General features: G+C 54.1%; 15 protein-coding genes, 1 tRNA gene and 2 pseudogenes. 13 read left to right on the forward strand and 5 right to left on the reverse strand.

The window, feature by feature from the left end; translation table 11 throughout:
* Positions 1-53 precede the first annotated feature (53 nt).
* On the reverse strand, positions 54-2,462 hold the full coding sequence (locus JTM80_RS16015) for an IMS domain-containing protein (protein ID WP_205369791.1): 2,409 nt from the start codon (positions 2,460-2,462) through the stop codon (positions 54-56).
* A gap of 1,184 nt (positions 2,463-3,646) precedes the next feature.
* Here JTM80_RS16015 and pdhA point away from each other — a divergent pair.
* Together pdhA and JTM80_RS16025 are read left to right on the forward strand one after the other, a co-directional pair.
* A complete protein-coding gene (gene pdhA, locus JTM80_RS16020; protein WP_205369793.1) occupies positions 3,647-4,675 on the forward strand; it encodes a pyruvate dehydrogenase (acetyl-transferring) E1 component subunit alpha in 1,029 nt (342 codons plus the stop codon).
* A gap of 14 nt (positions 4,676-4,689) precedes the next feature.
* Positions 4,690-4,947, forward strand: a complete 258-nt coding sequence (locus JTM80_RS16025; RefSeq protein WP_172354316.1) for a chlororespiratory reduction protein 7 — start codon at positions 4,690-4,692, stop codon at positions 4,945-4,947.
* A 107-nt stretch (positions 4,948-5,054) separates the two neighbouring features.
* On the opposite strand, the gene JTM80_RS16030 is transcribed toward JTM80_RS16025, so the two are convergent.
* Together JTM80_RS16030 and JTM80_RS16035 are read right to left on the reverse strand one after the other, a co-directional pair.
* On the reverse strand, positions 5,055-6,407 hold the full coding sequence (locus tag JTM80_RS16030; protein ID WP_172354315.1) for a DUF58 domain-containing protein: 1,353 nt from the start codon (positions 6,405-6,407) through the stop codon (positions 5,055-5,057).
* A 70-nt stretch (positions 6,408-6,477) separates the two neighbouring features.
* Positions 6,478-7,432, reverse strand: a protein-coding gene (locus JTM80_RS16035; RefSeq protein WP_205369795.1) for an IS630 family transposase whose coding sequence is annotated in 2 segments (ribosomal slippage) — positions 6,478-7,090 and positions 7,089-7,432 — 957 coding nt in all. Because the reading frame shifts where the segments join, the coding sequence is not laid out codon by codon here.
* A 177-nt stretch (positions 7,433-7,609) separates the two neighbouring features.
* Here JTM80_RS16035 and JTM80_RS16040 point away from each other — a divergent pair.
* From JTM80_RS16040 to JTM80_RS16055, 4 genes are all read left to right on the forward strand, one after another.
* A complete protein-coding gene (locus JTM80_RS16040; protein WP_205369797.1) occupies positions 7,610-7,927 on the forward strand; it encodes a hypothetical protein in 318 nt (105 codons plus the stop codon).
* 512 nt (positions 7,928-8,439) lie between these two features.
* Positions 8,440-9,999, forward strand: a complete 1,560-nt coding sequence (locus JTM80_RS16045; RefSeq protein WP_172354313.1) for an Ig-like domain-containing protein — start codon at positions 8,440-8,442, stop codon at positions 9,997-9,999.
* Positions 10,000-10,653: 654 nt separating this feature from the next.
* Entirely contained in the window at positions 10,654-11,583 is a 930-nt protein-coding gene (locus tag JTM80_RS16050; RefSeq protein WP_205369800.1) for a glycine betaine ABC transporter substrate-binding protein, read from the forward strand.
* A gap of 10 nt (positions 11,584-11,593) precedes the next feature.
* Positions 11,594-12,568, forward strand: coding sequence for an ABC transporter ATP-binding protein (locus JTM80_RS16055; RefSeq protein ID WP_172354311.1), 975 nt, complete (start codon positions 11,594-11,596; stop codon positions 12,566-12,568).
* Positions 12,569-12,646: 78 nt separating this feature from the next.
* On the opposite strand, the gene JTM80_RS16060 is transcribed toward JTM80_RS16055, so the two are convergent.
* On the reverse strand, positions 12,647-13,729 hold the full coding sequence (locus tag JTM80_RS16060; RefSeq protein ID WP_225906657.1) for an aromatic ring-hydroxylating dioxygenase subunit alpha: 1,083 nt from the start codon (positions 13,727-13,729) through the stop codon (positions 12,647-12,649).
* Positions 13,711-14,820 (reverse strand): RuBisCO accumulation factor 1, encoded by a 1,110-nt coding sequence (locus JTM80_RS16065; RefSeq protein ID WP_205369802.1) that lies wholly within the window; start codon positions 14,818-14,820, stop codon positions 13,711-13,713. The genes JTM80_RS16060 and JTM80_RS16065 overlap by 19 nt, the downstream gene beginning before the upstream one ends.
* 129 nt (positions 14,821-14,949) lie before the next feature.
* Between JTM80_RS16065 and JTM80_RS16070 the strand changes: the two genes are divergently transcribed.
* From JTM80_RS16070 to JTM80_RS16100, 7 genes and pseudogenes are all read left to right on the forward strand, one after another.
* A tRNA-Ala gene (locus tag JTM80_RS16070) sits at positions 14,950-15,022 on the forward strand.
* A gap of 278 nt (positions 15,023-15,300) precedes the next feature.
* Complete coding sequence (locus tag JTM80_RS16075; protein ID WP_205369804.1) at positions 15,301-16,263, forward strand: DUF4007 family protein; 963 nt, start codon at positions 15,301-15,303, stop codon at positions 16,261-16,263.
* 5 nt (positions 16,264-16,268) lie between these two features.
* Positions 16,269-19,763: a hypothetical protein gene (locus JTM80_RS16080; RefSeq protein WP_205369806.1), complete on the forward strand. Its 3,495-nt coding sequence runs from the start codon at positions 16,269-16,271 to the stop codon at positions 19,761-19,763.
* A pseudogene (locus JTM80_RS16085) lies at positions 19,760-20,326 on the forward strand (phosphoadenosine phosphosulfate reductase family protein); the annotation flags it as partial. The gene JTM80_RS16080 and the pseudogene JTM80_RS16085, both read left to right, overlap by 4 nt.
* 173 nt (positions 20,327-20,499) lie before the next feature.
* Positions 20,500-20,739: pseudogene (locus tag JTM80_RS16090) on the forward strand (phosphoadenosine phosphosulfate reductase); the annotation flags it as partial.
* Between the two features lie 50 nt (positions 20,740-20,789).
* On the forward strand, positions 20,790-21,386 hold the full coding sequence (locus JTM80_RS16095; RefSeq protein WP_172354307.1) for a Uma2 family endonuclease: 597 nt from the start codon (positions 20,790-20,792) through the stop codon (positions 21,384-21,386).
* Between the two features lie 23 nt (positions 21,387-21,409).
* Complete coding sequence (locus JTM80_RS16100) at positions 21,410-22,357, forward strand: DUF4007 family protein (RefSeq protein ID WP_172354306.1); 948 nt, start codon at positions 21,410-21,412, stop codon at positions 22,355-22,357.
* Positions 22,358-22,421: the final 64 nt, after the last annotated feature.

Below are 22,421 nucleotides of genomic sequence, written 5' to 3' on the forward strand. Positions count from 1 at the left end.
ATGCCTCACTGAAATGCCTCATCGCAAGGCCTCACCGCAATGCCTTGCGAACCCTAATTACTGGCATCTGCCGGATCGATTCTGCCAGAAGTTCCACTCCCCGCAGGAGCGGTATTGGGCGCACCGGGAACCGCGCTGCCTGGTGCAGGCAAGGAGCCTTCGGGGAGCGGGCTAGGGCCAGGGCTTTGGGGCAGCGCAGGGGAGGGCGCAGGCTGCAAGCCTGGAGAAGTCGTAGGCAACGCAGCAGGGTTGCTGGCCGGGTCAGAGGGTTCATTGGTGGTCATGCTCTCTAGCGGCCCATCCGGCAAAATTTCATTGCTGCGAATCCGCCACTGTCCTCCTTGGCGAGTCAGGTAATAGCGGACATTCAGCGTATCGCCGTTTTCCACCACCACTGCATCAATCTGGGCTTCGTCGGTGCTGCTAGAAGCGGTCGGGGGCAGCACGTTGACCTGCTGAACCTGGTGGGTATAGGTCAGGGGTTCGCCCGCCAGTCGCGCCGCCTCGGAGTTGCTGCGCCACTGCGACAGCATGGGATCTGCCAGGATTTGTCCAAGCTGGCTGGTGTCGTAGCTGCTGCCCATTGCGGCAGATTTTGCCCGCAGCCAAGTTTCAACTAGTGTCTTCCCAGACTCAGCCGTGAGGGGGGCGTTGGAGTCAGCAGGGGAGGGCGATGGCTCTGTTTCTTCGGGAATTGGAACGACGGGTTCTGCAAGGCTGATGCTGAGCTGTTCGCCTTCCAGCACCGGGCCGCTGTTGAACGAACGGGCCACCCAGCTAAACAATAGCCACAGGAGTCCCAAGCTGAGCACGCCCAGCGCCAGCAGCAGCATCAGCCGATCCAGCCGCAGCGTAATGCCCCCGCCGCCGGAACTGCTGGGCAGCGAGGTGGTGGTGCGGCGGCTGCTGTCGCTGAAGGAAGTCCGGGGCGATCGCCCGCCGCCGTCCCCCGTGGTCAGCCGTCCCGAAGGAGACATCTGGGACACGCGCTCGGCTGTTGGAACGGCTGAAGTGCCGTTTGTGGCAGTGTAGGCGGCGGCCGCAGGCTCTAGCGTCGCCGTGCCACCCATGCCGAGTCCATTACCTGCCGTGCCGGCCTGGTCATAGCGGCTCTGGGGCGCAGTCGCCCGACGGGCAAAGGGCGTGGTCGTGCTGCCCACTGGAGCCGGAGCCGACTCCCACTGAGCTGTGTCCGGTTCGCTGGGCAGTTCCTCTAGATACGCCTGCACCTGATCGTCGGCAAAATAATCCTTCAGGGATGCCCGCTGCTGGGACAAGTCGCGGAAATGAGGGAACACCTCGTTTTGCAGCCAGCGTTCGCCGTAGAGACACAGCCCCGGCAGCAGGTCGGGTGAGCCTTGGGAATGTTCGCGAATGAAGGTCAGGGAATCATGCTCCTGGCTGCGTTCTAGGGCGCGGGTGGCTTCTTCGGTTTGCCCCAGCAGCAGGGCGCACACTGCCTGCTCTAGATACACATCCTGGCGCGTACCCAGACGCATCAGCATTTGCTTGGCGCGACGAATCAGGGCGGGCTGGCGATAGGCAAAGCCGCGGGCCAGCAGGGCATACACTGCCAGGTAGGTCGCCACAGCCGACGGGCGACGGGCTTCGACCTCAAACAGGGCGTGCTGCTCGGCGGCGGTGAGGTAGCCCCGGAGTTGCTGCATAAACCGCAGAAAATCTTCTACATTTAGCCCAGAGCGGTCGTCGCCGGTGCCGTCGATGCCGCCGCGATCTTGCAGCATGTCGCGCAGCAAGTTCATGCCCTGGCCCCGCTCAATCTCGTGGGCTTCGGGCAGCGCCAGCAGTTCCAGAATGCGGTAGGGGCGTAGCTTGTAGAGGTCGGACTGCATTTCGCCGCGCACTCCGGCAAACATGCCCTCCCGCAACAGCAGTTCTTGTCCTGCTTCTAGAGATTCGGCAGCGCTTTCGTACTGTCCCTGCTGCCACTGTTCGCGGCCCAGTTCTAGGTAGGCGAAGGCAAGTGTCAGCACGACATCCGACCGGGCAATATCGGCCTGGGCGCTGCGGCCCGCGCTGCCGCTGAAGGCGCTATTAGACAGGTAGGGATGCCCCAGCTTCAGCACCAGTTCGTACTCTCCCAACTCCAGCAGGATCAGCAGCGCCCCGACCAACTGGCTGTCGTCGATGTCGATGCTGGGGGCGTAGGGGTCTGCCTCGGTTTCTAGGGCGATCGCCCCCGATTCTGCCCCAGCAAAGCGATCGCTCGTTGGGTCGTAGCTGCTGGCGAGGAAGGTGGCATCGTAGGCGCGGCGCTGCTCCGGGTTCGACAGGGCGGCGTAGGCCTCGTCCAGAAGCTGCTTGCGAGAGGCGATCGCCGCTTCGGAATATTCGCGTCGGGGAAGCTGCTGCGTGCGATCGCGGTGGGCCTGCTGAAGCTGGTCAGCCGTTGCCTGAATAGGTAGCCCCAAAATGCGGTAATAATCAAGCGGAATTCTCACGGCCCACTTCCCCAAAACTCAACGTTATCAAGACATCTTCTAAATCGACCCATGCCAGCAGGCGGCATCACGTAGCCTTGTAAGACCAGCTAGACTAACTTCCAACAGGCTTTAGCACCTACCATATCCAGGCTCCCAAAGCGGCTTCTAAAAGCAGCATCTAAGCTCAGCAAGCTGACCTCAGATGCTATCAAGCAACGATTCACCCAACGATTCACCGACAAATCACCGAACGAATCACCAACAAAGACTCAACCCATGCTCAAGAAAACTCAGTGCGGGTAGAAGCACGTTTCGTAAACCCCTCGAACCCTGCATATTCCAGGCACTACTCCATTGAGCAGAATTGAGCAGACCCGTCAGGCGGACATTTGTTTACAGGCGGATGTTTACAGGCAGACACCTTCACAGGCGGACACCTATTATCAGCATTAACTGCTGGATGAGCAACCTCAACGTGTCCTCCGAACAAAAGTCCTGATTTGAGTTTTGCATTTGAGTTCCATGATGGGCCACGCCAGTCTATGCTACGTCAATCTCTCTTATCCCAGTCATCTTCTTCTCTTAGCAAACTGCGTCAAGTGAGCGACTCCTGAGACAAAATTTACTCATCAGCATACAAAAAACCTAGAAAAATGCCACAGGTTTTTAGCATTGTGCGAGTTTTGTGCAAACTTCTGTACAAACTTCATGGACGGCCAATGCACCCTGATACACCGATGCACCCGGTTCATTTCCAGTCCCTATAGTTTCCAGTCCCTATAGTTTCACGTAAACCCCTGCATTTGTCAGTGAAGGAAAAGGTTAAGGTTCGCGACACTATATTTCGCTGTATCCGAATATTCCGCCGCATCCAGCAACGCGAACCTCCGGCACAAACAAAACCGGCATCCATTTTAGTGTAGGCAACCGAATTCCTGTTACGATTTGTTACTAGGCAAGTCAAGCCATTGGCGGAGATCCAAGCCATTTGGCAAGTTGATGGCCCTTGGGTTTCTGGCGCTGGTTTCTGGCAGCGGCATTTGGCAGTGGCATTTGGCGAATAGGTCGCTCAGGTATTTTAATAGCCATAGCTGCTTTTCCCAGAAGCCCGCTGGCTTGTACGTGCCAGTTTGGGTTTGCCAAGTTTTTCTGTAGGGGCGATCGCCCTCGCCACATCCTTCTCAACCCCATAGGACAGTCTCATGGTTCAGGAACGTGTATTGCCCGCCTTTTCCGCTAGCCCTTCCCAGATCAGCCGGGAAGATGGGATGGTGGTCTACGAAGACATGGTGCTGGGACGCACCTTTGAAGACAAGTGTGCCGAGATGTATTACCGGGGCAAGATGTTTGGCTTTGTTCACCTCTACAACGGGCAAGAAGCAGTGTCGTCCGGGGTGATCAAGGCTATGCGGAGCGATGACTATGTGTGCAGCACCTACCGCGACCACGTCCATGCGCTTAGTGCAGGCGTGCCCGCCCGCGAGGTGATGGCAGAGCTGTTTGGCAAGGCGACGGGATGCAGCAAGGGGCGCGGCGGCTCGATGCACCTGTTTTCGGCAGAGCATAACCTGCTCGGTGGCTATGCGTTTGTGGCGGAGGGCATTCCTGTGGCGACGGGCGCGGCGTTTCAAACCAAATATCGCCGCGAAGCGCTGGGAGACGAATCCGCAGATCAGGTGACGGCCTGCTTCTTTGGCGACGGCGCAAGCAACAATGGTCAGTTTTTTGAATGCCTGAACATGGCGGCGCTGTGGAAGCTACCAATCCTGTTTGTGGTGGAAAACAACAAGTGGGCGATCGGCATGGCCCACGACCGCGCTACGTCGCAGCCAGAAATTTACAAAAAAGCCAGCGTGTTTGACATGGTGGGCGTAGAAGTGGACGGGATGGACGTGCTGGCGGTGCGAGCCGTGGCCCAAGAAGCCGTGGCCCGGGCCCGCGCAGGCGAAGGCCCCACCCTGATCGAAGCGCTCACCTACCGCTTCCGGGGGCACTCCCTGGCTGACCCTGACGAACTGCGCTCTAAGGCAGAGAAAGAGTTCTGGTTTGCCCGTGACCCGATCAAGCGCCTTGCCGCCCATCTGATCGAGCAAAACCTGGCGACAGATGAAGAACTGAAGGCGATCGACCGCAAGATTCAGGCAACGGTGGAAGACGCAGTGCAGTTTGCGCTGGAAAGCCCTGAGCCAAATCCTGCCGATTTGTATAAGTATGTCTTTGCGGAAGACTAAAACCCATCCCCCTTATGCCCGACCCGATCATGTTTCGTGAGGATGCGTTTGTCGTGCTGGAAACTAACCAGCCAGAACAATTCCTCACTGCCGAGGAACTGTTGCAGAAGCTGGCATCGGTGCTAGAAACTATGCAGGATAGCTTGCCCCGCGAACTGCAAGACATTCCCACGTTGGCAGCGCAAGCGCGTCACTTGCTCGACACCGCCTGCGAACTAGACATCGGGCCGGGGCAGTTCTTGCAATGGTATGCAGTGCGATTGGAGAAGTAACGAGTGAAGTCACTGGAAGCACCGCAGACGCTCGACTAGCAGTCCAAAATCGCAAATCCGAAATTCAGAATCAATACAGTCCCGACTATCAGCCCGACCATACCCGACTATAAAAGATTTCGGGCTTTGAGTTGGAGATAGCGATCAACCAGTTGCGTGCTGATCCGATCAGCAGGTGCGTCTAGGATTAGCACGCCGCGCTGCTTTAGCTTGGCCAGGGCAAGCTGCCGCTGAGCCAAGAGATCGAGGGCAACAGCGCGACTATAGGCCGTCTGCACGTCTTCGGCGGGGTGGTTTGCTCGGTCGTCTACGCGGCGATCGCGCAGGGCCACGCAAAACGGCAGATAACGGGGTGCAAGCTGAGCCATCGCGCCGAAGAGTTCTGCCGAAGCAGTCTGGTCTATGATATCGGTCAGCAGCACCACCAAGGCGCGGCGGGTCTGGCGCTGGGCGACGGTGGTCACGGCGTTGAGATAGTCTGGCTCCTGGAATACAGGCTCGATGGGCGTGAGCTGAGCCAGCAGTTCTGGTAACTGGTGTGCGCCGCGCTCTGGCGGAATCCAGGCGTGCATTTGTTGATCGAAGACCCCAACCCCGACGCGATCGCCCCGATGCAGCCCCGCCAGCGCCAGCGCCAGCGCCGCATTCAGCGCCCAGTCAAACCGTGCCAGCCCCGCCACCTGCGCCGTCATCAATCGCCCCCGATCCAGCAAAATCACCAGGGTTTGCTCCTGCTCTGGCTCCAACACCCGCATCAGCAGATGACTTTTGCGGGCCGTCGCCTTCCAGTCCACAAACCGCAGGTCGTCCCCGGCGCTGTAGTCCCGCAGTTCCGTAAACTCCGTGCCCATGCCCATGCGCCGCGCCCGGCGGATATTGCCGCTGGTTTGCAGCGTCAGCCGCAGCGACAGTTCCCGCAGACCAATCAGGTCGGGATAGACCGCCACGGAAGCCGCCTGGGGAATGCGCCAGTCGTGCCATGCCAGCCCCCAGGGCCCAAGCTGTCGCAGATAGAGATCGCCCCAGGCGTAGACTCCGCGCTGCTTTGGGAAAACAGTGTAGGTGATTTCCCGCGTTTCCTGGGGAGCGATTTCACATTGGATTGCTTCGCGAAACGCCAGGGGTTCTTCCGCTTGCGGCCTGCCAAAGTCGGTCGGGTAGTCGTCTCGCAGTTTGATCAATGCAGGCGCGTTGCCCGCGGTCACGGTCAAATGCACCGGATTTTCGCGCCCAATCGAGAGCTTGTCTAACGGCCGCCGCGCCACGGACACCCGCCGCGATCGCCCCCGTCGGGCATCCACCACGCCCAGCCCCAGCACCACCCCGTCGTAGAGCAGCGTCAGCCCCAGCGCGATCGCCAGCCCAGAGGGACGAGTCTGACCAGACAGCAGGAGGGCGATCGCCAGTCCCGCACCCGTTCCAGCCAGAATCAATTGATACAGTCGCGCCGCAGGAAGCATAAGGGGTTTGAGTTAGGGGGTTGGGATTGTAATTATGACTTACTGAGTGCAAAAGTTTATGTAGCGTTTTTCATTCTGGCGAGGCATAGTAACAGCAATGGGAGAACCAATTCTGTAGGTCATTCAATGACACTTGGGAGAAGGACTCCTCAATGGCTTTGTCTAGATCAAGATAGCTCCGTGCCCCAAGGGAGCGCAGAATACTCTTAATCTTTGAAAAGCAATTCTCGATGGGTGAAAAGTCCGGCGAGTACGGCGGTAGAAACATCAGTTTAGCACCTGCATCCTCAATCAACCTCCTAACTTCTTCACCAAGATGAATCGAGCAGTTATCCATGATGACACATGCCCCTTTCCACAACTTAGGAACGAGTCTCTGGGAAATGAAGGCTTCAAAGGTAAGTCCATCGACTGAACCGATGAGATTGGAATAGGTAATTACCTTTTTAAGGCTAATTGCACCAAGAATCGAGACCCGTTTCCCTCGTTTGCTGGGACGCTTACCATGGGCTCGTTTTCCTTTCGGGGCACGTGCCCGGAGTCGAGCCAAAGCCAGGTTCACTCCTGATTCGTCAATAAAGATTAAGTCTTGAGCCAGGAATCCTCGAACCAGTTGCCAAAATTTGACTCGTTCGATTTGCACCCGTTCAGTTTCCTTTTTGTCGGGATACAGCGTTTTTTTTAAGGGTTAAGTTCAGTTTCTCTAACATACGAAACATCGTCGAAACGCCAATCCGAACACCGACCCTTTGTTCCAGCAAGTCACACAACTCTGCCAATGTCGCGTCATGATTTGATTCAGCAATCGTTTTTAGGATCTCTAGTTGCTCATTACTTAATTTGGTTGGCGTTTGCTCAGTGCGGCGTTTGGGGGCAATCTCACCTGTTTCCCGATATTGTTTGATCAGCTTTCGCACGAAACTGTAAGCAACTCGAAATTGTTGAGCGATTTGACGTTGCGACGTATTCCCTTCAATGTAGACATCAATAATTTTTTGTCTAAGATCTAGTGAGCAGGGTCGCATTTGAGTTAAGGGTAAAGTAAATTCACTGAATAGATTATATCAAAATACGCCTCACTAGGCTAGAAATTGCTATATCCTGAAGTTCAACAACATTCATATCAGGGAATCTTAAGAGAGCTGTCAATTGCGAGTTTATCCATGTTACGCAATTTTATTGTCTCAGTAGCATTCATCTGCTTGCTGCTTATTATTGGTTCTATAGCTGTACCTGATAAAGCCATAGCCAACTCACAACAGCTTCAAATTGTATCGGCATACTTGCGACAAATTCCTGATGCTTCACCACGAAATGATCATGAGCTGATCATCGCATTCAACAGACCTTTGACTCGCGTAGAACTTAATCCTGCCGGGTTTCTTAGATATCCATACGGTATAAAATATTGGGTTGAGTCTTATACTGGATGGAAACATGAACCTTCAAGTATTGAAGGAATACAAGAGGGACTGGCGAGAGATGACAATCTTTCATATTGGCCTTTCATATTGGCTTGATAGCGAGAACTCATTCTATCCTATAGGTCGCTACAGCTATGACGAGGAAGTTGATAGATCCTTCAGAAAAGGAAACATTAAAAGCTTGCGCGTTAAGTTATACAAACAGGACAGGAAAAATCCTGATTCAGAATATCAACTGATTCAAACATTTGAAGCTAATGCTCTGTGAAAAATGACACTGGACTGCTAGGCGAGGATGAGCTTAACAGAGTCCTTGCGGACAGACATTTCGCAGTCCGAAGTCAAAATCGCCTAAAGTCTTTGTACGGCAGATGCTTTAGATATCTATTCTCCTTTCTAGAAACCAGTGCCGAAATCTGGCAATCTCATAAAGTTAACAAGCGGCTGATGGGAAACAGCGTACAACAAGCCAGGATATGGAGGCGGGGCTTTTTATCCTGCTGCCTTTTGAGGTTCACTCAATTTCGGCAAACCCTGCCTCTAACCCCTAATCCCTAACCCCTCCTTTTGCTAAGGTAGGCAATGTCGTAATTTTCTGCCGGATTGCTATGGTTCGTCGCATTGCCCCCCCTACTGGTTCCTCTGGCTGGCTCCAGCCGCTCGACCGGGTGGCTTGGCTGATGATGGCGGTGCTGCTGGTGCTGACGGGGCTGCTGCTGGCGGGGGGCGACCATGCTTCGCCACGGGTGCGCGATTTTAGCTGGGACGGGCGGCAGGTGGGCGCGGAAGATCGGGCGTTTTTGATGACCTTTAGCCGTCCGATGGATCGCCAGAGCGTGGAGCAAAATCTGCGAATTGAGCCGCCGCTGTCGGGCAAGATCAGTTGGGCGGGGCGGCGCATGGCCTACACGCTCGATACCCCAGCGCCCTACGGAACCGAGTATCAGGTGCGGCTTCAAGGGGCCCGCGATCGCTTCAATCAGTCCACCGATACCAACCTGCTGCAACCCTTTGAAAGCAGCTTCAAAACGCGCGATCGCGCTTTTGTGTATCTGGGTGCGGAGGGCGACGAGGCGGGGCGGCTGGTGCTGCAAAACCTGACCCGCGACGAAAAGACCATTCTCACCCCGGCGGATCTGGGTATTTTCGACTACGAGCCGTATCCAGAGGGCGATCGCATCCTGTTCTCAGCTGTCGATCGCAAACATCGCGCCGACGATATTAGCCCGTTTCTCTACACGGTCACCACGGGGCTGCTGCCGGAAGCACCCGCCCCCACCATTAGCCAAATCAAAGCGGGAGAACGAGTGAGGAGCGATCGCGCCCCCCAGCCCGCGGGCATCGTGCAACTGGTGCTGGGCGACAATGAGTACCAGAATTTGAAATTTGACCTGTCGCCCGACGGGCAGCGCATCGCCGTGCAGCGGGTCAATCGGCAAAATCCGGCCGAGTTTGGGCTGTGGGTGATCGAGCCTGGTGAGCCTGCCAAGCCCGTGCCGACTGAACCGGGCGGGGACTTTGTGATTGCCCCCGACGGCAAAACGCTGGCCATGGCCCAGGGCGAAGGCATGGCAATCCTGTCGCTCACGCCAGAGGAAGATGCAGCCGAAGAGGGCAAGCCGCTGGACTTTTTGCCAAAGTATGGCCTAGCGCTGAGCTTTAGCAAAGATGGCGCGGCGGCGGCGATGGTGCGCTTTAACCGCGACCCGCAGAACCCGACGCGATCGCTCTTTTTGGTCACCAATCAGGGGCAAGAAAAGGAACTGCTGACCACCGACGGCTCTATTTTCACCGCCCAGTTTGATCCTACAAACTCGCTACTCTACTGTCTGGTTTCCACCCGCCTGCCAGGGGATATTTACGTCGAACAGCCCTATCTCGTGGCCGTTAACCTAAAATCTGGGATTCGGACTGACTTGCTCAAGCTGCCCATCCAGCGGGATATCCAAATCGCGCTGGCCCCGGATGGATTGGGGCTGCTGTTTGATCAGGTGGTGTCCGCCTCAGATAACACTGAGGAAGGTATTGCTCAGGGCAGCGACGGACGGGCGATCGCCACCAGCCGCCTCTGGTTCTTGCCCCTACAGCTTGACGACGAGGGCAATCCCCAAAAAGTCGCCCCCCAGCCATTGGCGGTGGCAGGGCTACGACCGCGATGGTTACCGTAGGCTAGCCTGTCGGGAATGGGGTCTGCGAATGGAACCTTCAGGCACGACTCGCTCAACCCAGCGAAGGAGACGTGCTAAAATTTTTGCCCCCTTGGGCTGAGTTTGCCGGGCAAACGCCTGGATTTGGGCTGAATCCTTTATGATGAGTGAAACCTTTAGGACTTACGCAGTTGAACAATTTCTCGTGGACTGCGCCCGCGAGGAATTGTCCAAAATCCAGAGAACTTATCGCAAGTGCATAAGAGCTAATTTATGAAGCAAATCTTAAGAAGCCTGAAACTCTTGGCATGTGTGGCTTTGAGGTCATGTTTGCCCAGGAAAAGCGGTTTCTCGGAAATCCTTGATTAACAAGGCTTTCAGGCTCCTTTACAAATTAGCTCTAAGTCCTGACTTTTTTCGCTGAGCGATTTTTGGCTCAAAATCGGCCTCTAGACTTCCAATCTTTGGAGGTTGAAAGAAGTTGCAAAAAGTTTCAAGAGGTTGCAAGAAGTTGCAAGCTGCTGTTGCAAGTCGTTAGTGCAATCGTCAGAACAGATATAAGAACCGTTATTCAGAACAATTAGGAAGGTTCAGCAGCCTCGATTAAGCGGGCTTTCCGCATCCTGACTCCCACTCTTCTATCGCGCCCAAATCTAGACTATGCAAGGTTTCAACATGCACGTTTCCAAGTCCCTGCGCCGACTGCTGATTTTGCCCCTAGTGGCGCTGTTTTCCGCCTTTGTCGTGGTGTCCTGCGCGGGCGGCAGTGGCGGCCCCAGCGGCTCCGCCTCCGGAGGGACGGTCACGGTCGGCTCCAAGGACTTCACCGAAGCATTTATCATTGGCGAGATGTATGCGCTGGTGCTGGAAAAGGCAGGGTTGACGGTGAACCGCAAGCTGAACCTGGGGGGAACGCCCGTGGCCCAAGCTGCGCTGATGAGTGGCGAAATCGACTTGTACCCCGAATACACGGGCACGGGGCTGCTGACGGTGCTGAAATTGCCTGCCCGGAGCGATCGCCAGGCCGTGTTTGAAGCCGTCTCTAAAGGCTATAAAGAGCAATTTGACCTGGTGTGGCTGGAACCGTCGCCCATGAACAACACCCAGGCGCTAGCCATGACCCGCGCCAAGTCTGAGCAACTGGGCATTAGAACCATTTCTGAGATGGCTGCTAGAGCCAGCGAACTGACGATTATCGGCCCGCCAGAGTTTGAGCAGCGTGAAGACGGTCTCCCCGGCATCAAAAAAGCCTACGGCGACTTCCAGCTAAAAGGCTACAAAGCCGTTGATCCGGGTCTGCGCTACAAAGGGCTGGTGGATGGCGAAGCCGATGTGGCTGTTGCCTTTGGCACCGATGGCGAAATCGCGGCGTTTGACTTGGTGCTGCTGGAAGATGACAAAAATCTCTTCCCGCCCTATCAGGTTGCGCCCGTGGTTCGGCAAAAGGCGCTGGATGCCAATCCCCAAATTGCGGATGCGCTGAATGCCCTTGCGCCCAAGCTTACCGACGATGTGATGCAAACCCTCAACTTTGAAGTCAGCGGCAACCAGAAGGAACCCGCCGACGTGGCCCGCGAGTTTCTGACCAGCGAAGGGCTGATTTAGGGGCTACTCCATGAGCGCTATCCGATTTGACAATGTGCTGCTCCGCTTTCCGAGCATGGCGCGGGCGGCGGTGGATCACGTCAGTTGCGAGGTGGAGTCCGGCAATCTGGTCGTCATCTTGGGGCCGAGCGGCTGCGGCAAGACGACCCTGCTGAAGATGGTGAATCGGTTGTATGAGCCGACAGCAGGCACCATTTATCTGGGCGACACGGACATTCGCCAACTGCCGAAAACCCGGCTGCGCCAGCAGATTGGCTATGTGATTCAGCAGTCGGGGCTGTTTCCCCACATGACCGTAGCGCAGAACATTGCTGTTGTGCCCAGGCTGCTGGGCTGGGCCAATCCCCGCATTCAGGCGCGGATCGACGAACTGCTGGATCTGGTGGCGCTGCCGCCAGGGGAATATCGCGATCGCTATCCTGCCCAACTCTCCGGCGGACAGCAGCAGCGGGTGGGGCTGGCGCGGGCGCTGGCGGGCGACCCGCAGGTGATGCTGATGGACGAACCCTTTGGGGCGATCGACGCGATTACCCGCGCTACGCTGCAAGACGAAATTTTGCGGCTGCAACGGCAGTTGAAAAAGACGATTCTGTTTGTCTCACACGATGTTGAAGAGGCGCTGCGGCTGGGCGATCGCATTTTGATCATGAAAGCCGGCCAGATCGTGCAATACGACACGCCGTTCAATATTCTGACCAAGCCCACGAACGAGTTTGTGCATGACCTGGTGGGCGCAGACGACATGGTGCGCCAGCTCAGCCTGCTGCGCGTGTCCACCGCCATGACTCGCTTGCCCGACGGCTACGCCCTCAATGGACACAATGGACACCCCACTATCGCCCGCGAAGACAGCCTGCGCGATGCCCTGTCGCTGATTCTTCGCACAGGCGCACCCAAGCTCACGGTTTTAGAAGACGGTTCCCCCGTGGGCACGCTGACGCTAGAGCATATTCGCGACTCTGCTAGCGTGGGCGCGAGGGGCTAGAGGCGTATCGGAAGCGCGACGGCTTGTGTAAATCGTTGATCTTCCGCTGACCCATTTTCCGCGCTAACCCATTTTCCGCTAAGCCATTACGCCGTACTGCACCCCCAACTGCCGGAGCCACTTGCGATAGGCCAGCGACGTGCGATCGCCCGGCAGGTGAAACTCGACCGCAGGATTCAGCGGCAGTTGCGGCGGGTTGTGGGATTCCAGATTGTCTAAGTCTTGCTGCACGATGCGATCCTGAAAGGCAATCAGTTCTGCATCGGGAATCTCCTGCCCAAAGTTCAGCGCCATTGCCATCCAGCCGACGCACTCCGTCTCGCTGACAGGCGTGACGTGATACAGCAGCGCCAAGTTTGCGCCACTGGGATTGGGCTTGCGGAGGTGCGCCGTGAGCGGACGCTCCACGCGGTAATCGTAGACCACCTCGCTGCCGCTGCCTGTGCCATAGGGGTCGGGCTGCCAAATTCGCAGGTTGCGAGCCTCGATACCAGTGGGCGTAACCTGTACCTCATAGTCGGCGATTTCGGGGCGCTGGGGAGAACCCAGGATGTCGGCGTGTAGAATCGGCAGGTGGGTCACGTCCAAAAAGTTCTCGATTGCCCGCGGCCCGCTGGTGTGGATCGTGTAGGGCCCGGCGATCAGCCCGCGATAACCCGGTTCGTGCCATTCGGGAAAGTCCACTATTTCCTGCCCCGGAACACCCAGGCAGACATAGACTAGCCCGTAGCGCTCCTGCACTGCGTAGGTTTCGGCGTGGGACTGGGGCGGCGGCGTATAGCCGGGGTGCGCCGGAACCAACACGCAGCGCCCAGTGGGGTCAAATGCCAGCCCATGATAGGGACACACAAGGCGATCGCCCGCCACCCGCCCTTTTGACAACTGCACGCTGCGATGGGGACAGCGATCGCGCCACGCCTGCACCGCCCCATCTGCACTGCGCCAGAGGACGATGCCCGTATCGAGCAAGCGCGATCGCCCCACTGCGCCAATGGGCACATCCACCGACCGAGCCACCACATACCAGTCGTTCCAAATCACCGGGTCAATCGCCGCCGCAGTTGCCTTCAGTGGATTGGCAGCCGGATTGGCCGGGCGATCGCCAGACTCTTCAAGACCGCCCTCCACGCCCAGATCGAACCCTATTCTTCCAGTTGCCACAGCTCTTTATTAAAGTCTTCGTCCAGCACGCGCTTCGGCCGCATGATCAGCACCACTCGCCCCAGGATTGGCTTGGCAGGCGGCACGTCAAACCACTGAATATCCAAATGTCCTTCTTGGTCTACCACAAAGTAGCTGAACTCGTCCCACTGGCGCTGCGCCCGGTCAAGAATCACTAACACCGACTCCGACGGGCCCTCCGGCACATTGGGCAACTGGTCGCTGTCGGTGATCAGCGCTACGGGGTCTTCGGCCGCCAAAATCACCTGCCAGCCGGGAACTGGAACCCACGCCCCTATGCCCGAAAATTTGACAATGCCAAAGGGTTCCTCCTCTTGCAGAATCGGCACCGCCTGGAGGTGGGCGCGAGACAGCGGCAGCCGACCCGCCACCGGAATCACCCTCGGCACCTCCGACTCCGTTTCCAGCCGATAAAACGGCAGCCGGGGAGCCTGCTGTACACGAGCCACGCCAAAATCCGTCAGCAAATGCTCGAGCTGCTGGCGGGCACTGTCGCTGCTGGCGAATTTCAACCCCTGGGCAATCAGGCGCGATCGCGCTTGCAGATCCGCCTGCTGCCGCGCCAGGTTCCAGCAAAAATAGGCCACCGCGTCGCCTGGTGCCTGGGGAAACTTCTCTGGCGGGGCCGCCAGCCGCGAATACTCCTTCACCGCCCGCACTAGATCCCGTGCCCCTTCCGAGTCCACGCCTTTTTGGACTACCAGTTCTGCAACCGCCGCGCGATCGCCCTGGCTCAGCACCCGAAACTCGTACAGCGTATCGCTACCCGTCCGCTCAAAACGGGCCCGCACCGCGTCCGACACGCCCACCTTCAGCATCGACAAATACACCTGCGCCGCTACTACAATCTGGTTTTGCTGCACAGGCTCAAACCCCGTTGCCTCAAAAATTTGCTGCGGCGAATACCCTGCTTTTTGCAACTGCAAGCAGGCTTTGCCCCAGTCCATCCAGGTGCCCTGCTTGCGCCGCAGCAACAGGATCAGCGCTTCTATGTCTGGCTCGGCGGGGGCGCGGTCGGGAGCGGGCGACGCTGGAGACGTTTCGGAAGGTTCGGGTGGCAGGTTAATCATAGAGTGTGAGGTTCTGTGCCGAAGGGCGAGCAACAAGGCTATTCCCCATTAAACGCCAAATCTCTTACTTGAAATCCAAAGATTAGTTGACGAAGTTACTGTTCGTCAGGCATTATAGGAAACGCACAAGGGGCTATAGCGCAGTTGGTAGCGCATCTCAATGGCATTGAGAGGGTCAGCGGTTCGAATCCGCTTAGCTCCATTCTTAAGTTCCGTTTGATTTTTCATAGCTCTGTTTCTCTGTTGCTGATTATGCCTGCGCCTAGGCTGCGGAAGTGCTAGCATCAGCCTATTTTCCAGACTCACTGCGAGCCTAAGGGCATCTCGAACTACCTTTCTGCGAATTATTGCTAGAGTTAGCCGTGCTGTATCAAATTTAAGATCAAGCTATTTTTAGCAAGCAACCCTATTTTTCGAGGTGCCCCCAAGCATCAGTGTTAGACAAACGTAGGCAAGTGGGAATGGGCGCTGCGTGAAATTATGGCAACAGAGTCTGTCAGTTCTACTACAGTCAACCAGGGACTAGCGGGCCGTGATGTTTCAAGGCCATGTATCTTTGCTCGTCATGAAACGTTTCACCCTCGCTTTGGTTGGTTGAAGAAGGGTTTTGATCGTGCCTCTATCGATTCAGAAATTTTCTTAAGGGAGGATGCCCCTGTTCGACTCGGCGTGGGAAAGAACATGGTGCGATCGATTCGGTACTGGTGTTCTGCCTTTAAGCTGCTGAAGAATGACCAGCCGACAGAATTTGGTCAGCAACTTTTGGGGCAGGACGGTTGGGACTCTTATTTGGAAGATCCGGCCTCCCTTTGGCTGTTGCATTGGAAATTGCTAGAAGCGCCTAACTTGGCAACTGCCTGGGATGTTGCCTTCAACTATTTTCGTCCGATCGAGTTTACGGCTGAAGATTTGTTTTACCAGCTTTGTGAATACCGCGATCGGGTTGCGCCTCGTATTTCTGATTCTTCACTCAAAAAAGACGTGAGTTGCATTTTGCGGATGTATGTCGTGCAACCCAGTAAAAAAGCGAAGGTTAGCGAAGACTCTCTGGATTGTCCATTTACGGAACTGGGGTTAATTTACACCGCAGGGGATTCTCGACACTATCGGTTCCGCGTTGGGCAGAAGCCAAGCTTGCCCCCCGAAATTGTGGTCTACGCTTGCTTAGAGCACCACGCTCGAACGGGTAGCCCCGCCAAAACGATTCCAATTGCCAATTTGCTCTACGACCTGGGCAGTCCAGGGCTTGTTTTTAAGCTGACCGAGAGTGCGATCTGCGACGCGATCGAAGTTGTCGCCCGACGGTGGAATCAAATTCGACTCTCGGATGCCGCCGGAAAGCTGCAATTTTCCTTTGAAGGGGAGCCACTTAAGCTGGCAGCAGCTATCTTAGACGGCTACTATCGGTTCTTCTGTGGAGACGCTCCGCGAACGGGAAGGTGAGCAAAATGACCAATCAGGTTCTATTAACCTATTTTGAGCTACACCGCCGCTACTACCGATCCGTCAATTTAGAGAGAGACTTAGATAAGCCTGATGCGGTTCAGGGCTATGTTCCGACGGAGCGATCGGCGATCGCGTTGCGACGGATTTTATCTGCCATTGGCGATCCGGCTGCTCACCGCGCCTGGACATTAACAGGAGTCTATGGAACAGGAAAGTCGGCATTTGCTCACTATCTGGCGGCTTTATGTGCGCCTGGAGGGAGTCGCGTTGCTGAGGAAGCTTGGGCGATCGCCGAATCCGTTTTTCCGGCTGACAGTCCTGAAATGGCTGTCATCACAAATGTTCCTCAGCCTGGATTATTCAGGGCTGTGGCAACGGCTCAACGAGAACCCCTAAGCTGGACGATCGTCCGTGCCTTATCGCGCGGGTTTGAGCTTTTTTGGAAAAAGAAGCGAAAGCCAGATTTTTGGATGGATCTCAATGAGTGGCGCTTTCAGGCGGAGGCGGGCAACTGCCAAGTGACTGACCAACAAGTGCTGAAATTGCTCCGAACGATCGCCCAGACGGCTGAAACCGATGTGCTGCTGATTATTGATGAGTTGGGCAAGAATCTGGAGTATGCGGCGCATCATCAGGGGATTCAAGATCTTTACCTGCTGCAACAGATTGCTGAACTAGAACTTCAGGGAGACTATCAGGTTCACCTGTTGGGGATTCTCCACCAGTCGTTTGCAGGCTATGGCGATCGCCTCTCCACAGCAGAACAAAGTGAATGGGTAAAGATTCACGGAAGATTCACCGACATCGTTCTCACTGAATCACCCAGCCAGATGACCCGCTTAATCGGGCAAGCTATTCGTTGCTCTGACCCAATCCGACCCAGGGTTTACAGCCAAGCTGAAAGCTGGTTTGATGCGTTGAAAGAGCTACTCTCGGAATACGAGATTTCAGCGAAGGTGCTAGCAGATGCTTACCCCCTGCACCCCCTGACGGCTCTGGTGCTGCCAATGCTCTGTGTGCGTTACGCCCAGAACGATCGCTCTCTATTTACCTTTCTCACGAGCGACGAGCCTTACGCTTTCAGTCAGTTTCTTAAAACTGCCACCCTTGAAGGAGATCAAATTCCTACCTTAAAGCTGCACCAGCTTTATGACTACTTTGTAGAGACCGTCGCCGGGCTGGCATCACGGCTTAATTTACAACGTTGGGTTGAAGTACAAGGGTTGATTCAGGATGCCAAAGACCAGAATCAGGATGTTCTTAAGGTACTGAAAACCATTGGAGTCCTCAATCTGGTCACCTCAACCGGAAGGTTTCGTGCAACGCCTGAATTAGTCGTGCTGGCATTGTGCGACTCTCCCACGGATGCGAAGGGACGTAAGCATTGGCAAAAGACGATCCAGCAACTCAAAGACAAAAGATTAATCACCCACCGCAGTCGAACTCAAGATGAATTGCGGATTTGGCAAGGCTCAGATTTTGACGTTGAAGCGGCAATTCAAACGCAAATCGAGCAAGCCTATCATCCCCTAGCCGATTTGTTGACTACAACCTATCCCTTAAAACCGCTGGTCGCTCAACGCCATTACACCACAACGGGCAACCTCCGCTATTTTGAGCAACGGTACATTGATAGCCGGGTTAATCTACAGACTTTGACGTGTACGACAACAGGGAGTGACGGCTTAATTGCTTACTGGTTAGATCCAGACCCTCTGAAAACCGTTCCACCCTTTACCGCAGATGGCAAGCCTTTAATTGTGATTACAGTTGCCAATCTTGACCTACTGCAAATGCGTAGTGAAGATTTTTTGGCACTGAAAAAGATCTGGAAAGATGCCCCTGAGTTGCAAACGGATGGCGTGGCAAAGCGAGAGGTGAGACAACGCCTTGTGGAAGCAGAGCAACTCCTAAATGAAACCGTTGCTCTAGCGTTCAACTGGTCAGCCCAAAAGAATACTTGCTGGATCGATGGGCGACTTGCTGCCATTGAGTCTGACCGGGGTTTTCAAGCTGCGCTTTCAGACTTGTGCGATCGCGCTTACAACAAAGGCCCAGTGCTGGACAATGAACTGATCAATCGCCGCGAATTGACCTCCCAAGGGGCAAAAGCACGACGTGAACTGATTGAGGCAATGCTGGAACGTTCTAGCCAAGAACGACTAGGGTTAGAAGGTTATGGGCCTGAAGTCGCTATATATGGTTCGGTGCTAGAGGCGACAGGGATTCACCGCCAGGAACAGGGAGTGTGGGGTTTCTATCCGCCTAACCCCGCATCAGGTGTGGCAACGACCTGGCGGGCGATCGCCCAGTTTTGTCTAGAGGCAAAGGAGCGATCGCGCAGCTTGGATCAGATTTACGCCGACCTGCAAGCACCCCCCTACGGAGTTAAGCCAGGAGTAGTTCCCGTCCTGATAGCTGCTTTTCTGCTGGCTCATGTTGACGATGTCGGAATCTACAAGGACGGCACCTACATTCCTGTTTTGGGAGCAGAGCATTTTGAGTTGTTGGTGAAATCGCCCTCGCGCTTTTCGGTGAAGCACTTTGAGATGACTGGACTGCGATCGCAAGTCTTCAAGGAACTGGAAACCGTTCTGAAATCTCCAAATGCCAAAACTCCTGATGGAGTGCGTAATGCATCATTGCTAGCAGTTGCTAAGCCCTTGTTTGGATTTGTCCGTCAACTGCCGGAATTCACGCGATCGACAAAGCGGCTGAGTGCAGAAGCACGAAACGTTTTACAGGCATTACAGACGGCTCAGGAACCTGATGCTTTACTGTTTGTCTCTTTACCAGAAGCTTGTGGGTTCAAGCCAATGACAACGGGTAGTGAGGAAAATGAACAGGAAGCAAAAGCATTTCAAAAGAAACTGGTGCAATGCATCCATGAGATTCAGACCGCTTACGACAATTTGCTGACTGACTGCCAAAAGCACCTTTATGAAGCATTTGGGGTTCGCAGCAAGGAAGCCAACTTAAGGGAGGATTTGCGAGTTCGTGCCAGCTACTTGATAGGGCAGTGCATCGATCCAGTACTGCGGCATTTTGTCGCTAAAGCTGTGGAAGAGGATTCGTCTGACAGAGATTGGCTAGAGGCACTCGTTAGAATTGTGGCGGACAAGCATCCAAAGGGTTGGATTGACGAGGACTTCAGTCGATATGAAATTGCTTTGAGTGATTTGGTTCGTCGGTTCGAGAATCTAGAAGCCCTTCGGACTGAAGTCAGGCGGCAAGGTAAAGGATTTGATGCTCTGCGAATTACGGTGACTGGGCCAAATGGTCAGGAAGTTCATGAAGTTGTTTGGATCGATGAAGAATATGAAGCGTTATTCGATCGCCTCACTGAAGAGGTGTTGAATACGCCAGCATTGAAAGACAATCCCCGGCTTCAGAAGGGCCTTTTAGCAAAGCTCAATGAAAAACTCTTGAGTCGCAAGGATGTTAATTCTCAAGGTGAATTTGGAAAACCTAAACGGAAGCGGGATCAGCCAGCATGAGTAAGAAGAAGGTTCGGCACATAGTAGGTCTCTCTGGTGGCAAGGATAGTACAGCCCTTGCTATCTTTATGCGTCGAGAATATCCTGACTTGGAAATCGAGTACTTCTTCTGTGATACCCATAAGGAATTGAAGGAAACTTACGAGTATCTAGGGCGAATTGAAGATTGGCTTGGGATTAAGATTAACTACCTCGAAGCAGAACGAGGCTTCGACCACTGGCTGGATGTATACGGTGGAGTATTACCGTCTCCCAAAATGCGATGGTGTACCAGGCAGATGAAAATCATTCCCCTGGAAAAGTGGGTAGGTGACGATGAAGTGATTACCTATATTGGTATTCGTGCCGATGAAAATCGAGATGGCTACATCTCGACCAAGCCCAACATCACACCTAAATTTCCTTTCAAAGAACACGGACTTGTTAAAGCTGACATTATCCGCTTACTTGAAGAAAGCGGAATTGGAATGCCTGACTATTACCGCTGGCGATCGCGATCGGGCTGTTACTTTTGTTTCTTCCAGCGCAAATATGAGTGGGTGATGTTAGCACAAGAGCATCCTGACCAGAAGTGTTGAACGCAATGTTAGCAGGGCAAGTTCATAGCTGAATCCAGTACAAAAGATCTATAATTCTGCCTGTAATGACCTACTTATTGCTTCCATTCTCAATAATCCGCCTCTTGAGAGTGCTTTTTGTAAAGTTTTACCATCAAGATTCAACACTTCTGCATCCTGACCTCTTCCAAAAGGCGGTCGAATACGAGCAAAATCATCGAGACGGCAGAACTTACACCTGGACACAGGGCGAAACCCTGCTAGAACTATTAGCGCGAAAAGACCAGGTTATCGCTGACCATCACAAGGCAATGGCACGGGAAGCCCAGAAAAAGCCCGATCGCCCCTTGGTGGAAGCATTAGAAGCCGTTCTGGATGAAGAAGACGAAACCTTACCCTGTCTCGCCTGTCATTTGTAAGCCGAACTCAAGGCATTTTGCACAGTCCTGGATGCCATCAAGGAGACTCAATGATAGTAGCCGCCACAAAACCCCTTCAAACGCCTCAACCCGTGCGGTTTACAGTGCAAGACTATCACCGTTTAGTAGAACTTGGCCTTTTGGGTGAGGATGACCACATCGAACTCATTCGGGGGGAGTTAATTCAAATGGCAGCACGAGGTACTGCCCACGAAACCTGTATCACTCGCTTACTCAGAGTCTTACCTGAGTTAGTGGGCGATCGCGCCACTCTCCGCTGCCAGTCTCCTATTACTTTATCCTTTGATGGGGAACCAGAACCCGATTTTTCGATTGTGCAAAACCGAGAGGATGACTATGAATCAGCCCATCCCACACCTGCGGAAACGCTCTTGGTTATGGAAGTAGCAGATTCGTCGCTGGAGTACGATCGCACAGTGAAGTTGTCTTTGTATGCAGAAGCCGGAATTCGAGACTACTGGTTGTTTAATGTGGTCGATCGCTACCTGGAAGCCTATAGCCAACCTGCTGAAGTGGCTCCTGGTCAGTTTGGGTATCTACATCGACAGATCGTCACAGCACAAGCTGCGATCGCCCTTCCCCCCTTTCCTGAGCAGGTCTTATCCCTGGATTGTATTTTTCCTTAGTCACTTCTGGTTTTTCACGCCCTATGCCTGGTTTACCCACCTCCTTACTGATTAAAGCTGACCTCCGAGTGCTGCTGGCTCAGAGTCTCCAGCCCAATGCCCCAACGGGTTCTTTGTCGGCTCAGGCGCGGCAGAGGGCAAAACAATGGGCGATCGCGGCAAATTTGCTAGACGATCGGGGTTTGACACCCGAAGGAAATCTGGTAGCGACCAAAGATCCTTACCTGGAAGCAACGGTGACAGATTGGTTGATTCATTTTTACTTAAGTTTGAATGATCGCAGTTTATGGCACTATTTCATGTGTGAGTTTTTACCAAACCATTCATCCTTCACTCAAGAGGAGTTAGTCAATAGCTGTATTGAAACTTTTCCAATTGAATCGCCAGAGACGTTAAAAAAGAGCATTCGATTAATCCTGAGGACCTATACAGAATCAGAAGCGATCGCGAAAATTGGGTTTCTGAGACAAGACAAAAAGATATATTCGATCAGTAGTCCAGATCTATCAAATCCTTATACGACTGGATATCTTTTTGCAAAGCTTTGGGAATATAACTACAACATTCGAGCATCTGTTCTAGTGAATGAGATTCTTGACACAGATATGGGTTTAGTTAGTGTTTTGGGAATTAATAAAGCACAGTTGAGACAGCAATTAGACATTCTGGAAAAACATGAAATTATCGAGCAGCGATCGGCAAAGCCACATCTTGCAGGAACAAAACCGCAAACAAAAGATGATGACGAATTTCCCTATCAAGTTCATCGTTGTTGGGATACGGCAATAGAGTTATTGAAGAAAGCATACGAAAATGATATGGCAACTCCAAATAGACCCTTAATTCAATCATTAGGAGAAATCCTTGATGATGACGATAACATTCCTGACTTCTCACAATTTTTAGAATGGGCTTCGAGATTAATAGCCCTGGATGGCGGATCAAACACGATTGTCAAATTAGTGTCGTGAATGTGCTGCCGTAAAAGGCGCAAGTAATTTTCTGCATCGCTTCGACGACGAAACCGATTAATTA

The sequence above is a fragment of the Thermoleptolyngbya sp. PKUAC-SCTB121 genome (genome assembly GCF_016919485.1).
GTDB lineage: Bacteria > Cyanobacteriota > Cyanobacteriia > Elainellales > Elainellaceae > Thermoleptolyngbya > Thermoleptolyngbya sichuanensis.

What these genes read in the sequence shown, in the direction of transcription:
- JTM80_RS16100 (WP_172354306.1), top strand. Translation starts at nt 21,410, where the DNA reads ATGCCTGGTTTACCCACCTCCTTACTGATTAAAGCTGACCTCCGAGTG.
- JTM80_RS16025 (WP_172354316.1), top strand. Translation starts at nt 4,690, where the DNA reads ATGCCCGACCCGATCATGTTTCGTGAGGATGCGTTTGTCGTGCTGGAA.
- JTM80_RS16065 (WP_205369802.1), bottom strand. Translation starts at nt 14,820, where the DNA reads ATGATTAACCTGCCACCCGAACCTTCCGAAACGTCTCCAGCGTCGCCC.
- JTM80_RS16045 (WP_172354313.1), top strand. Translation starts at nt 8,440, where the DNA reads ATGGTTCGTCGCATTGCCCCCCCTACTGGTTCCTCTGGCTGGCTCCAG.
- JTM80_RS16030 (WP_172354315.1), bottom strand. Translation starts at nt 6,407, where the DNA reads ATGCTTCCTGCGGCGCGACTGTATCAATTGATTCTGGCTGGAACGGGT.
- pdhA (WP_205369793.1), top strand. Translation starts at nt 3,647, where the DNA reads ATGGTTCAGGAACGTGTATTGCCCGCCTTTTCCGCTAGCCCTTCCCAG.
- JTM80_RS16080 (WP_205369806.1), top strand. Translation starts at nt 16,269, where the DNA reads ATGACCAATCAGGTTCTATTAACCTATTTTGAGCTACACCGCCGCTAC.
- JTM80_RS16050 (WP_205369800.1), top strand. Translation starts at nt 10,654, where the DNA reads ATGCACGTTTCCAAGTCCCTGCGCCGACTGCTGATTTTGCCCCTAGTG.
- JTM80_RS16075 (WP_205369804.1), top strand. Translation starts at nt 15,301, where the DNA reads ATGGCAACAGAGTCTGTCAGTTCTACTACAGTCAACCAGGGACTAGCG.
- JTM80_RS16055 (WP_172354311.1), top strand. Translation starts at nt 11,594, where the DNA reads ATGAGCGCTATCCGATTTGACAATGTGCTGCTCCGCTTTCCGAGCATG.
- JTM80_RS16095 (WP_172354307.1), top strand. Translation starts at nt 20,790, where the DNA reads ATGATAGTAGCCGCCACAAAACCCCTTCAAACGCCTCAACCCGTGCGG.